Annotated in this window: 12 protein-coding genes; 7 read left to right on the plus strand and 5 right to left on the minus strand. The window is 70.9% G+C overall.

Annotated features, from left to right (window positions below; all coding sequences use genetic code 11):
* Nucleotides 1-28 precede the first annotated feature (28 nt).
* Nucleotides 29-1,477 carry a PQQ-binding-like beta-propeller repeat protein gene (locus tag BDK92_RS16225; protein WP_246017067.1) on the minus strand — a complete coding sequence of 483 codons (1,449 nt, stop codon included), beginning with the start codon at nt 1,475-1,477 and terminating at the stop codon, nt 29-31.
* 26 nt (nt 1,478-1,503) lie between these two features.
* A complete protein-coding gene (locus BDK92_RS16230; RefSeq protein WP_121157472.1) occupies nt 1,504-2,040 on the minus strand; it encodes an Lrp/AsnC family transcriptional regulator in 537 nt (178 codons plus the stop codon).
* Between the two features lie 133 nt (nt 2,041-2,173).
* Between BDK92_RS16230 and hppD the strand changes: the two genes are divergently transcribed.
* From hppD to BDK92_RS16260, 6 genes are all read left to right on the plus strand, one after another.
* Nucleotides 2,174-3,382 (plus strand): 4-hydroxyphenylpyruvate dioxygenase, encoded by a 1,209-nt coding sequence (hppD, locus tag BDK92_RS16235; protein ID WP_121157473.1) that lies wholly within the window; start codon nt 2,174-2,176, stop codon nt 3,380-3,382.
* A gap of 10 nt (nt 3,383-3,392) precedes the next feature.
* The gene (locus BDK92_RS16240) at nt 3,393-4,163 is read left to right on the plus strand and encodes an RDD family protein (RefSeq protein WP_121157474.1); all 771 of its coding nucleotides are present in this window, start codon (nt 3,393-3,395) and stop codon (nt 4,161-4,163) included.
* On the plus strand, nt 4,160-5,185 hold the full coding sequence (locus tag BDK92_RS16245) for an RDD family protein (protein ID WP_121157475.1): 1,026 nt from the start codon (nt 4,160-4,162) through the stop codon (nt 5,183-5,185). The genes BDK92_RS16240 and BDK92_RS16245 overlap by 4 nt, the downstream gene beginning before the upstream one ends.
* Nucleotides 5,182-6,300 carry a histidinol-phosphate transaminase gene (hisC, locus tag BDK92_RS16250; protein ID WP_121157476.1) on the plus strand — a complete coding sequence of 373 codons (1,119 nt, stop codon included), beginning with the start codon at nt 5,182-5,184 and terminating at the stop codon, nt 6,298-6,300. Before BDK92_RS16245 ends, hisC begins: the two co-directional genes overlap by 4 nt.
* A 142-nt stretch (nt 6,301-6,442) precedes the next feature.
* A complete protein-coding gene (locus BDK92_RS16255; RefSeq protein ID WP_246017069.1) occupies nt 6,443-6,997 on the plus strand; it encodes a hypothetical protein in 555 nt (184 codons plus the stop codon).
* A gap of 175 nt (nt 6,998-7,172) precedes the next feature.
* A complete protein-coding gene (locus tag BDK92_RS16260; protein ID WP_121157477.1) occupies nt 7,173-8,015 on the plus strand; it encodes a hypothetical protein in 843 nt (280 codons plus the stop codon).
* Between the two features lie 32 nt (nt 8,016-8,047).
* On the opposite strand, the gene BDK92_RS16265 is transcribed toward BDK92_RS16260, so the two are convergent.
* The 3 genes from BDK92_RS16265 to BDK92_RS16275 form a co-directional block, all read right to left on the minus strand.
* Nucleotides 8,048-9,067 carry a COG1361 family protein gene (locus BDK92_RS16265; protein ID WP_121157478.1) on the minus strand — a complete coding sequence of 340 codons (1,020 nt, stop codon included), beginning with the start codon at nt 9,065-9,067 and terminating at the stop codon, nt 8,048-8,050.
* Nucleotides 9,068-9,239: 172 nt separating this feature from the next.
* Nucleotides 9,240-10,499 carry an outer membrane protein assembly factor BamB family protein gene (locus tag BDK92_RS16270; protein ID WP_121157479.1) on the minus strand — a complete coding sequence of 420 codons (1,260 nt, stop codon included), beginning with the start codon at nt 10,497-10,499 and terminating at the stop codon, nt 9,240-9,242.
* Nucleotides 10,500-10,553: 54 nt separating this feature from the next.
* Complete coding sequence (locus BDK92_RS16275) at nt 10,554-11,063, minus strand: SRPBCC family protein (RefSeq protein ID WP_121157480.1); 510 nt, start codon at nt 11,061-11,063, stop codon at nt 10,554-10,556.
* A 446-nt stretch (nt 11,064-11,509) separates the two neighbouring features.
* Between BDK92_RS16275 and BDK92_RS16280 the strand changes: the two genes are divergently transcribed.
* Complete coding sequence (locus BDK92_RS16280; protein ID WP_121157481.1) at nt 11,510-12,211, plus strand: alpha/beta hydrolase; 702 nt, start codon at nt 11,510-11,512, stop codon at nt 12,209-12,211.
* Nucleotides 12,212-12,269 lie beyond the last annotated feature (58 nt).

Consider the following 12,269-nt stretch of genomic DNA (forward strand, 5'->3'; position numbering starts at 1 on the left):
TCCGCGCTCGGGCCGGGGGCTGACCGGCTCAACCGTCCTTGCCGGAGCCGGCCGGTCGGCACTCTTCCATCTTCGGTCCGCCGCAGGTCGGGCCGGTGTCGCCGGGGCCGGCTCCCGGTCCCGGCGAGGTCCCGGGAGCGCCCGGGCCGGGTCCGGGTACGCCGGCCGCCGAGCCGAACTGGACATAACCGATGTCCCTGCCGTCGCCGATCACCATCCCGGCGGGACCGACCGCGAGCACCTTCGCCGACGTGGCGAGGTCGAGCAGTTCGCGTCCGCTGAGCGGATCGAGCGCGAGCACGCGGTCCGGTTTCTCGTCGACCAGCAGCGCGGCGGAGCGGGTGAGCGTGGCGCCCCCCTCGGCGCTCAGCGGGCGGTTCCAGCGTGGCGCGTCCCGGGCCAGTTCCCGCCCGATGAGGGACTGGTGGTCCGCGGAGCGCACCAACGCGTACCGGTCGTCGACGGCGAGCAGCTTCTCACCTTCGGCGCCGGACCAGAGCAGCCGTCCGTCGTACCCGTCGAGGACCGTCTCCCGGCCGTCCGGGCCGACGCCGACCAGTACGCTCTGCCCGCCCTGCGGGTCGTCGCGCTGTACGCAACCGCCGGCGTTGGCGGTGCGTAGGTTGATGCCGGCCCGGCGCCACACCTCCTGCCCGGTGATGGGGTCGCGGGCCAGTACGGTGAAGTAGCAGCTGCCGTCCTCGGCGCGGGCCTCGATCCGCAGCATCCGTCCGCCGACCACCACCAGCCGGTCGGCCCGGCCCGGCTGTACGTCGCGGAGCACCCGGCCGGTGGCGGTGTCCACGATGTGCACCCGGCCGTCGACCGGGAAGCCGAGCAGGGACGGCATGGTCTCCGGTCCGCTCGCGTCGTCGGCGACGTGCTTGGTGGTCAACCGTCGGGTGCCGAGCACCTCGGGGTTGTCGGCGAAGAGGCCGGTGCCGACCCCGGGCAGGAAAGCGGTCCAGACCGGTTTGGTGCCGCGCGGGTCCCACCGGCTCAGGGTGCACTCACGCGGGTCGCGACAGTGGACGTCGAGCAGCGCGTTGCGGTACGTCCAGACTCCGCTGGCCTCGGTGTCGCGGCGACGTACCGCACCGGTCTCGGGGTCGATCAGCTCGTACCCCTTGGTCAGCAGTTTGCCGGTGGCGACAACCGGGTCGGTCTCGCTTCCGGCGACCGCCGCCCAGTCGGCCTTGCGTTCCCAGAGTTTGCCGCCGGTGGCGAGGCTGCGTGACTCGACGAACGTACGTTGCTCGACCACGACGGTGCTGCCGGCGACGGTGACGCTCTTCGGGGTGCCGCCGACCCGCTGTTGCCAGACCACGTCCGGCTCGGAGAGGGGCTGGCTGCGGTTGACCCAGGCGAGCACGTTGGGGAACGGGTTCCAGATCCCGGTGGCCGAAAGCACGATGACCGCGACCAGCATGAAGGCGAGGAACCACTTCGCGCTTCGCCCGGCGCTCCCCTTCGCCATCGGGCTACCGTAGCGACGCGCGGGGGTCAAACGCGGGAGGGCTCGCCGCCGGGATCTTCCGGAGTTGCCCGCGCCGCACCGGCCGCCGCCGACCGGACCAGCGGCAGCACCCGGTACGGGATCTGTTCGGCGAGCGCGATGATGGTCGAGGCGCGGGCGATTCCCTCGTACGACACGATCTCGTCGATCACCCGTTGCAGGTCCGCGTTGGAGCGGGCGACGATCCGGCAGAGCATGTCGCCGGTGCCGGTGATGGTGTGCGCCTCCAGCACTTCGGGAATCGCCCGCAGGTGCGCCGCGACCGGGTCGTGGCCGTGCCGCTGGCTGATCTCCAGGGTGACGAAGGAGGTGACGCCGAAACCGATGGCGGCCGGCGCGAGTTCCGGCCCGAAGCCACGGACGACTCCCCGGGCGATCAGTTTGTCGAGCCGCGCCTGGACCGTGCCCCGGGCCACCCGGAGCCGGCGGGAGCATTCCAGTACGCCGATCCTCGGCTCCTCCGCGAGCAGCTCGATCAGCCGCGCGTCGAGCCGGTCGAGCTGTACAGCCTGTACATCGGTCACGGTAGTTGACCATACCGAATGCACAAGCTGACCAGCCGATCATCTGACAGTTGCCCAGCCGGGGCGGAGACGAGATCCTCGCCACAGGACCGCCGCCGAGCAGACGGGCGGCCGGCACGGAGGGAGTCCGACCATGACCCAGGCGATTGACCGACCGTCGCCCGACACCACCGACGTCGATGTTGACGTGCTGGTGGGCGCGGTCGACCACGACATTTCGGCTGACCCGTTCCCGGTCCGGGGGATCGACCACATTCAGTTCATGGTCGGCAACGCGAAGCAGGCGGCGCACTACTACTCGACCGCCTTCGGCATGACCTGTGTCGCCTACCGTGGTCCGGAGCAGGGTTTCCGGGACCACGCCGAGTACGTGCTCACCAGCGGCTCGGCCCGGTTCGTGTTGACCGGTGCGGTGCACGCGGGCGCCCCGGGCACCGAGCACGTGGCCAAGCACAGCGACGGGGTGCAGGACATCGCCCTGGAGGTGCCGGACGTGGACGCGGCGTACGCGCACGCCCTCACCCAGGGCGCGACCGCCATCGTCGCCCCGTACGACGTGACCGACGGACACGGCACCGTACGGATGGCGAGCATCGCCGCGTACGGCGACACCCGGCACACCCTGATCGACCGGTCGAAGTACAACGGCCCGTTCCTGCCCGGCTTCGTGGCTCGCGGTCCGATCGTGGACCGGCAGCCGATGATCGACGCCGGGGTCCAGCCGAAGCGGTTCTTCCAGGCCGTCGACCATGTGGTGGGCAACGTCGAGCTGGGCAAGATGGACGAGTGGGTCGAGTTCTACCGGCGGGTGATGGGCTTCACCAACATGGCCGAGTTCGTCGGTGACGACATCGCCACCGACTACTCGGCGCTGATGTCGAAGGTCGTGGCGAGCGGCACCCGCAAGGTCAAGTTCCCGCTGAACGAGCCGGCGGTGGCGAAGCGCAAGTCGCAGATCGACGAGTACCTGGAGTTCTACGGCGGCCCCGGCCCGCAGCACATCGCGGTGGCGACGAACGACATCCTGCGCAGCGTGGACGCGATGCGGGCGGCCGGGGTGGAGTTCCTGGACACGCCGGACTCGTACTACGACGACCCGGAGCTGCGGGCTCGGATCGGCGAGGTCCGTGCTCCGATCGAGGAGCTGAAGGCGCGCAAGATCCTGGTCGACCGGGACGAGGACGGCTACCTGTTGCAGATCTTCACGAAGCCGGTGCAGGACCGGCCGACGGTCTTCTTCGAACTGATCGAGCGGCACGGATCGCTCGGCTTCGGCAAGGGCAACTTCAAGGCGCTGTTCGAGGCGATCGAGCGGGAGCAGGAAGCACGCGGGAACCTGTAACACTGTCCGCGTGACCGAGCCGCCCCCGCACTCGACGCCGCCGCCCGGCGGGCCCGTGACCCCCAACCCCCAGGGGCCGGTCCCGCCGGGCGGCCACATCCCGGCCCAGGCCGGGCCGCACTCCGGACCTGCGCTCTGGTACGCCGCACCGCCGCCCCAGGTGCGGCCGGGCGGCTACCCGGGCGTACCGCCGCCGGTGGTGCCGCCCGGTTGGCGGCCGGGTCACCCGCCACCGCCGCCGTTGAGCCCGGCCGGTCAGCCACTGGCCGAGTTCTCCGACCGGTTCCTCGCCGGTCTGGTGGACTACGGGATCTACTTCCTGGTCAGCATGGTGTTCGCGGTGCCGACGATGATCTATTACGTCACCCGGGTCCTGCCGGAGCTGTTCGTGGTGACGCCGGACGGCACCTTGCGCGAGCCGGACTTCCTCGCCGTCATGGTCCCGATGTTGCTGTTGCAGCTCGGCCTCTCCGTCGTGCTCCTGGCCGTGCTGTACGTCTACCACGTGGAGATGATGTTCCGGACCGGGCAGACCCCGGGCAAGCGGATCATGAAGATCCGGGTGGTGCCGCTCGACCCGCACGCCGCCCTCACCCGTGGCGCCACGGTGAAGCGTTACCTGGTGCAGTTCGGCGCCGGTTCGCTCGTGCCCGGCCTCAGTTACCTGGACGGGTTGTGGCAGCTCTGGGACAAGCCGTACCAGCAGTGCCTCCACGACAAAGCCGCCCGTACCGTTGTGGTTAAGGTTCCCAGGGTGAACGAACTGAGGTTGGCGCCATGACGGTGCAACCGGGCTGGTACACCGACCCTGCCGAGCCGAGCACCCAGCGTTACTGGGACGGCGACGGCTGGATCGGCGCGCCACTGCCCGCCGACGCCACCCCGCCCCCGGGGCCACCACCCGTCGAGCCGGAGCCGGAGCCGTCCAGTGCTCCACCGGCCGGGCTGTCGGCACCGGAGAGATCCGGGACGACCACCACGGCCACGTCGCCGACGAGCCCGACCAGCGGGTTGCCGGGTCTGCCGGGCTCCCCGGTCCCGCCCGGATCCCCCGGGGCTCCGCCGGCCAACGGCGTACCGCCGTGGCCGGGTGCGGCGGGTCCGATGCAGCCCGGTCCGGCCGGCCTGCCGTCCCCGGGTCCGGTGCCACCGGCCTGGGGTTACCCGCCGTACCTGTTCCCGGTGGGCGAGCCCCGGCCGCATGGCAAGGCGCTGGCTCCGCTCGGTACCCGGATCGCTGCCCGTCTGATCGACATCGGCGCGGTGCTGCTGCTCAACGTGGTCGTCAACGGCTGGTTCGTCTGGCGCTACGCGCAGGAGGTCGGTCCGGTCTACCGGGAGATCGTGCGCCGGTCGGTGGCGGGCAACTCGTCCACCGATGGGTTGCCACCGGTGAGCCCGCAGGCCGACTGGCTGCTCCTGGTCATCCTGGTGATCGCCGCCGCGCTCTGGTTCGCCTACGAGGTGCCGGCGATGGCGAACACCGGGCAGACCTTCGGCAAGCGGCTGCTGGGCCTCCAGGTGGTCTCGCTCGGCGACGCCGAGCACCTGGGCTTCGGCCGCGCCGCCCGGCGCTGGAACACCCTTGGCCTGCCCACCTTCTTCTGGTACTGCTGTGGTCTCGGTTTCCTGCTGCAACTCGTCGACTGCGCCTTCGCGCTCTTCGACCGCCCGCTGCGGCAGGCGTTGCACGACAAGCGCGCGCAGACCGTGGTGGTACGCCTCGACCGGAAGACCACTACAGCGTCGGCGCCGCCCACGGCGACCGACCGATCGGACACCTCAGGAGGGCCCACGCCATGACCGGCCGCGACCGCAGCCAGCCCAACCGGCTGACCCGACCCGACCTGGCCTCGCTGCCGAGCTACGTCCCGGGACGCAATCCCGCTGACCTGGCCCGTGAGCTTGGCATGGCCGAGGCGATCAAGTTGGCCAGCAACGAGGTGCCGTTCGGCCCGTTGCCGGGTGTGGTGGAGGCGGTCGCGGAGGCCGCCGCGCTGGCGCATCGCTATCCGGATCCGGCGGCGGCAGCCCTGCGGGCGGCCCTCTCCGAGCAGTACGGGGTCTCCGCCGACCGGATCGCCACCGGCTGCGGCTCGGTGGCGCTCGCCGAGCACCTGGCCCGGGTGACGAGCCTGCCCGGCGACGAGATCGTCTACTCGTGGCGCTCGTTCGAGGCGTACCCGATCATCACCGCGACCAACGGCGCGACCAGCGTACGGGTGCCGAACACCGCCGGACACGGCCACGACCTGACGGCGATGGCCGAGGCGGTGACCGACCAGACGCGGTTGGTCCTGGTCTGCAACCCGAACAACCCGACCGGCACCAGCGTGCGCCGGGCCGAACTGGACCGGTTCCTCGACGCTGTTCCGGACGACGTGCTGGTGGTGCTCGACGAGGCGTACCGGGAGTTCGTCACCGACCCCGAGGTGCCGGACGGGCTGACCGCATACGGTGACCGGCCGAACGTGGTGGTCCTGCGGACGCTTTCCAAGGCGTGGGGGCTGGCCGGGCTGCGGATCGGCTTCCTGGTTGCCCACCCGGAGGTCGCCGCCGCGGTGCGCAAGGTGGTTACCCCCTTCTCCAGCAGCACCGTGGCGCAGGCCGGCGCGGTCGCCGCGCTGGCCCAGGCCGAGGAGGTACGTCGCCGTTGCACGTTGGTGGTGGCCGAACGTGAGCGGGTCACCGTGGCACTGCGCAAGCTGCTGCCGGAGGTGCCGGAGAGCCAGGCGAACTTCGTCTGGCTGCCGCTGGCGGGCGCGGCGGGCCAGGGCGACCGGGCGGTGGAGTTCGCCCGCGTCTGCGAGTCCCGTGGTGTGATCGTCCGGCCGTTCCCCGGCGAGGGCGTACGGGTCACGATCGGCAGTCCGGCCGAGAACGACGCCTTCCTCGCCGTCGCCGAATCCGCCCTCTGAGTCGCCTGTTCACACCTCGTCTATAAAGTCCGTTTTAGTCGGATAAAGACGTGTCCTGCCTTATCTTTCTAAGTGCCCAGTAGCGTCCCCGCCAGGGGCGCCGCGACCAGATCGACCCACTAGGAAAGTTGAGGCAGGACCCGTGCGCATTGGCAAAATTCTCATCATCGGCACCGCCGCCGTCGCGGCCGTAGGGCTCGCCGCCGCACCGGCCGTGGCGGCGCCCAGCGACACCACCACCGTCACGTTCGACATCGAAGCTGGCACGCTGGACATTGACGCGCCCGCCGCCGCCGACCTGGGCGGCGGTGCGCCCGGCACCGACATCGTCGGCCAGCTCGGCCCGGTGACCGTCACCGACTCGCGCGCCTCGGCCGACGCCTCGTGGACGGCCACGGTCGTCGCCACCAACTTCACCACCGGCGGCGGCAGCCCGCCGGAGCTGATCCTCGCCACGGAGATCGAATACTGGTCGGGCCCGGCGACCGCCACCACCGGTACCGGCACCTTCACACCCGGACAGGTCGACGCCGCCGCAGCGGCACCGCTGGACAACGTCACGCCGCTGACCGCCTTCACCCACACCGGCGGCACCGGCAACAACACCGCCACCTGGAACCCGACCCTCATCGTCCACGCGCCGCTCGACAGCCAGGCGGGCACCTACACCGGGACGGTGACACATTCGGTGGCGTAGCCGCCGGAGCCGGTCGGCACATCTCCTGTCCCTGACCCTGCTGTGCCTCGCTGGCCTGGGCCTTCCCGCCCAGGCCAGCGCGGCCGAGCCGGACCCCGACCTGGGGAGCATCGGCATCCAGCTGCTGGAAGGGCCGGCCGACCGCCGCGCGGACCCACGCGCCCGGCGCTACATCGTGGACCATCTGCCGCCAGGCAGCGTGATCAAGCGGCAGATGCTGGTGTCGAACAAGACCGACGAACGGCAGCGGATCGAGCTCTACCCGGCCGCCGCGACCGTCGCCGACGCCAGGTTCCAGTTCGGTGAGGGACGAACCGCGAACGAGCTGTCCTCGTGGATCTCGCTCGACCAGGAGACGCTGGACCTGAAGCCGCGCGGCGAAGCCCGGTTCCGGGCGACCATCACCGTGCCACCCCAGGCGTCCAGGGGCGAACGGTACGCGGTGATCTGGGCCTCGGTCGCTTCCGCAGCCGACCCCGGAGCGAACGTCAACAAGATCCACAGGGTCGGTATCCGGACCTATCTCGACATCGGCACCGGCGGTGAGCCACCCTCGAGTTTCAGCATCGGTGAGTTGACCCCGGCCCGGGACACCCTCGGCGTGCCCTCGGTACGAGTGGCGGTGCAGAACACCGGCGAGCGCGCGCTGGACCTGAGCGGCTCGGTGACCCTGTCCGACGGTCCCGCCGGCATGCGGGCCGGCCCGTTCGACGTGGTGGAGGGGACCACCCTGAGGCCGGGCGAGTCCGGGTCGGTGCTGGCGGTGCTCCCCCGTGACGTGCCCAACGGGCCCTGGCAGATCAGCGTCAACCTGGAAAGTGGGCTGGTGAAGGAGACGGCTTCGGCGAGCATCACCTTCCCGGACCCGGGACGGGTCGGCAAACCCGGCTCTCCGCTGAGCCGGCTCGGCCCGCTCTGGGTGCTGGTCACCGGGTCACTCGTGGTGGGACTGGTCGTCCTCACCGGCCTGGTGCTCCTGATCCGCCGGTCCCGCCGCCGAACCACCGTGTCGGGGTAGGCGACCCGGAACCCGGGTGTGCACCGGTCAACTCACTGGTTGGCGGCGGCGAGTTCGCGGCGGCGTGCCCGGAGCACCAGAACAAGGGCGGCAAGAAGCAGCACGCTGATGGCGAGCAAGCTGCCGAGCACCACGGCCGGATTGCGCATCAGGGCACTGGGGGACCTGGGCACGTCCGGTGCGGGGAAGGCGACCTGGGCCGCGGCGGTACGCCGTACCAGGCCGCTGGCGAGTTCGGCCTCCGCCCGATGCGCCCCGCCGGGCAGGTCGGGCGGGAGGGCGACCTGCACCGATCCCGATTCACCGGGGGCGAGTGTGGTGCCGTCGACCACGTCGAACGGACCGGCCCCCACGCCCGGCGCGCCGACGAGCGAGACCTTGCCGGTCATGTCCAGTGCGCGGCCGCCGGTGTTGCGTACCCGCACGGTGAGGGAGGGTTGCCCGCCGGGGAGCCGTCCGGCGGTGAATTCGCCGATGTCGAAGGAGGACGGCGGTTCGCCACCGGTGCCGATGTCGAGGTAGAGCCGGACACCGACCCGGTGCACGTCGGTCACGGTGCTGCCGGGCTCCGGAGCGGAGGTGGCCGACGCCCAGATGACCGCGTACCGCTCACCGGCCAAGGCGTTGCCCGGCACCTTCACGGTGGCGATCACCTCGACGGTCTTGCCGACGGCCATGTCTATCTCGTCCGTGTCGAGGGAGATCCACGACGCCAGCTCGTTGACCTGCCGTCCCTCACCGAACCGGAACCGCTCGCCTTCGACAGCCGCCGCGCCGGCGTAGAGCTGGACCCGTTGGCGGCGGTCGGTCGGGTTGCTGATCTTGAGCTTCCGCTGGATCTCACCGGCCGGCGGCAGGTGGTCGACGATGGAGGTCTGGGCCCGTGGGTCGTCCTTGCGGTCGAACGGCGCCTCCATCAACTGGATCCCGACGACGTTCTCGGAGTCGACCGTCGCGGCGCCGACCGGTGCGGCCGGGGCCACGACACAGATCAGCGCCAGCGTCATCGACCAGGCCGGCGCGAGGGTCGCCCAGGCACGTACGCGATGCATGAATCTTCCCCACTTTCGTCGAACACGTCGGACGGTGAGAGCCGGGAGTCAGTCGCTACATGAAGATACTTCTACTTCTGTGGCGATAAGCGCGGATTGCGGCAGCTACTGATTCGTCCCGGTGGTTTCCGGGCAATCACCGCCCAACGACCGCGCGCCAGCGGTAAGGGGCTCAGGTGGCGGCGAGGATGACCGGCTGCGGAGCCGCGTAGAACTGTGGGTCGGCCGCGTCCGGCGGGGCCGCCGCCGCCAGCCGTTCCACCGCCACGAAACCGTCGGCCGCGTACACGAAGCCCGGCCGCCACGGCACGACCTCGTCACCGGCGGTGAGGGGAAAACTCGACCGTTCCGCCCCGGTCATCGAGTTCAGCGTGATCAGCTCGTGCGCGTCGGTGAGCAGGTGCACCCTCCCCGGCTGGACGGCCACGATCCGGGCCATCTCGGGGCCGGTACGGCGCCACAACTCGCTGCCGTCGCGTACGGAACGGGCCACCAGCTCGCGCCCGCTCGGGATCAACGCCACGTCCCCGTCGAGCACCGCCTCGGTCGGGTCCAGCAGCGGAACCGGCACCGGCTCGTCCCCGTCCACCAGCCACCCCCGACTGGTCCCGGCGCTGGTGGTACGCATCCCCGGACAGTTCGACGCGCCGTTGCCGCAGCCGAGCGGAACCAACCCCAACTCCGGGCCGGCGTCCTCGGGTCGCCACCGCCGGACCAGATCGCCGGTCTCCACGTCGTGGAACTCCACCGTCTGAGGGGCCGCGCAGGCGTCGACCGTGGCGAGTTGACCGCCGCTGGTGGTGAGCGCACCGGCCCGGCAGGCGCCGTCGATGTCGACCCGCCACAACTGCTCGCCGTCGGCCAGGTCCAGGGCACGCAGACCGGAACCGCCGATCACCACCAGCACAGTCCGCCCGCTGCGGCCGTTGGCCAGGATCAGGCCGACGGGGGTGTAGTTGACGCTGGCCCCGGTGCGGCGCCCGTCGTACCCGTGCCCCGGCGGCGGGCCGTCGGCCCGCCACCTGATCCGGCCGGTACGGGCGTCCTGCGCGACCAGATCCCCGTCCGACCAGCGGCTGACCACGGTGGTGCCGCTGGCCACGATGCCGATCAGCTCCGCCGGCCAGCGCCGGTACGACCAGTACGGGGTACGTCGGGTCCGGGCGTCGACCGGCTGATCGGCCCGGACCTGCCGGGTGGTGGCGTAGATCCGCAGCCGGCCGTCCACGATCAGCGGGGCCGCGGCGAGCGTGCCGACCACGCCGGTTGCCGCGCTGACCGGGGGCGGGTAATCGGCGCGGGCGGGGGTGAGCACCTCGGCGGGCGAGAGGACCCGGTACACGATCACGGCGACCGCCGCGACGACCAGCAGCGCCGCGATCGCGGCGGCGGCCGGCCGGCGCCGCAACAGCCCACCGCCGCGGGATCGCATCGAGCACCTCCGTCAGCGACCCTACCGAGCCTGTGCGGACCGGAGCCTGGCAGGTCAGGCAGCAGCGGCCGGGCCGCCCCGGTGCTCCGGGGCATCGGCGGCGACCGCCGCGGCCAGGTCGGCGAGGTCACGACGCAACACGCCCTCGACGGTACGGGCGGCCAGTCCCCCGAAGACCAGCGCCAGCAGCCGCCCGTACGGGGCGGTGACCGACCCTTCCTGCACGACGCTCACCGCCGTCCGACCGGCCCGTCGACGCCGCCGTCCTTCGATCGGGGTGAAGGTGTACGCGGTCCGGTATTCCACGCCGATGCCGGCGGAGGTGACCGTGAGCCGGTGGGGTGGGACGGCTTCCTCGACCCGGAACTCCTCGGCCAGTTCGGTTCCGTCCGGCAGCCGGTGCCCTTCCCGCCAGGTGCTGCCGACCCGGAGCGGGCCTGGGGTGAGCACTTCGATCCCGGTGACCGTGGAGAGCCAGCCGGCCCGGCCGGGCAGGTCGGTGAAGACCCGCCACAACTCGTCCGCGGGCGCGTCCACCACCCGGGTCACCGCCACCGTCGCCATCGCACCTCCCGGACGCCCCCGTCGTTCCGAGCCTTCACCGTACGGCGACGGGGTGCGCCGCACGCGAAGATTGGCCGACGGCGAGGAGAACGTGACGCTGGTGACACCGAAAGGTGATATCCGGGGGCCGAGAATCACATACAACCGCATGGCCATGGGAAACGAGTTTGTTTTGCCGCCCGCCCAGCAATACGGGATTCGAGTGCATGTCTACGTGCATAGGTTCGACACGAACCCGAGCAGAGTGTTGTTGCTCACGGTGGCAACGGTCGCCGCCGGGCTTGTGGCTCGGCTCATAGTCGACCGCACCCTGCTACCCGAAAGTAGCGGCATATATTTCCGCCGTTGCCGGTCGGGATGGGCGCTCCGCGCTGCGGGGCGGCGACGCGGGCGGCGGCGAACCCCAGATCCGATCATTCGAATCCATTGCGGGCAGGAACATTATCTTGAACAGAACTCCGTCGGTTCTTCTCGTGCACGGCGCCTGGCACGGGCCCTGGGTCTGGCAGTCGCTCGTCGAGCAGCTCCCGGACATCGACATCCACACCGTCGCATTGCCCAGTAGTGGCAACGACCCCGCCGCCCTCGGGGACCTCTACGACGACGCGGCCGTGGTCAAGGCCGCCGTCGCCGCCATCGACGGCCCGGTCGTGGTCGTCGCCCACTCCTACGCTGGCGCTCCGGTCACAGAGGCGCTCAGTGCCGCGGAGAACGTACTCCGGATTGTTTATCTCGCTGCTTTCCAATTGGATGTCGGCGATTCGCTGTTCTCCAGCGCCGGCGGCGTTGCTCCGCCCTGGTGGGAGGTGCACGAGCAGGCGGAACTGAAGGGCAAGGGTCACATCAAGGCGTCGCAGCCCCGCGAGGTCTTCTATGGCGATGTCGACCCGGAAATCGCAGAACAGGCAGTTGCGCAACTCGGACTCCAGGGGTGGGCCTCGACGCAGCAGCCGTTGACCCGGGCGGCGTGGCAGACCATTCCCAGCACCTACATCATCTGCGAGGCCGACAACGCCATCCCGCCCTTCGTCCAGGAGCTCATGGCGAAGCGGGCCGAGCGGGTGTTGAGGATGAACTCCTCGCACTCGCCGTTCCTTTCTCAGCCTGCCGAACTGGCCGCGCTGATCCGGGCGGAGCTTTCTGCCTGACGCACGCGGCGCGATGGTGTGGCGGTGGCCGGGAACAACCCGGCCCACCGCTGCTCCA

This window comes from Micromonospora pisi (genome assembly GCF_003633685.1).
GTDB classification, from domain to species: domain Bacteria; phylum Actinomycetota; class Actinomycetes; order Mycobacteriales; family Micromonosporaceae; genus Micromonospora_G; species Micromonospora_G pisi.

Coding starts and splice junctions, on each gene's coding strand:
- BDK92_RS16265 (WP_121157478.1), bottom strand. CDS start 9,067: ATGCATCGCGTACGTGCCTGGGCGACCCTCGCGCCGGCCTGGTCGATG.
- BDK92_RS16270 (WP_121157479.1), bottom strand. CDS start 10,499: ATGCGATCCCGCGGCGGTGGGCTGTTGCGGCGCCGGCCGGCCGCCGCC.
- hisC (WP_121157476.1), top strand. CDS start 5,182: ATGACCGGCCGCGACCGCAGCCAGCCCAACCGGCTGACCCGACCCGAC.
- BDK92_RS16225 (WP_246017067.1), bottom strand. CDS start 1,477: ATGGCGAAGGGGAGCGCCGGGCGAAGCGCGAAGTGGTTCCTCGCCTTC.
- BDK92_RS16245 (WP_121157475.1), top strand. CDS start 4,160: ATGACGGTGCAACCGGGCTGGTACACCGACCCTGCCGAGCCGAGCACC.
- BDK92_RS16275 (WP_121157480.1), bottom strand. CDS start 11,063: ATGGCGACGGTGGCGGTGACCCGGGTGGTGGACGCGCCCGCGGACGAG.
- hppD (WP_121157473.1), top strand. CDS start 2,174: ATGACCCAGGCGATTGACCGACCGTCGCCCGACACCACCGACGTCGAT.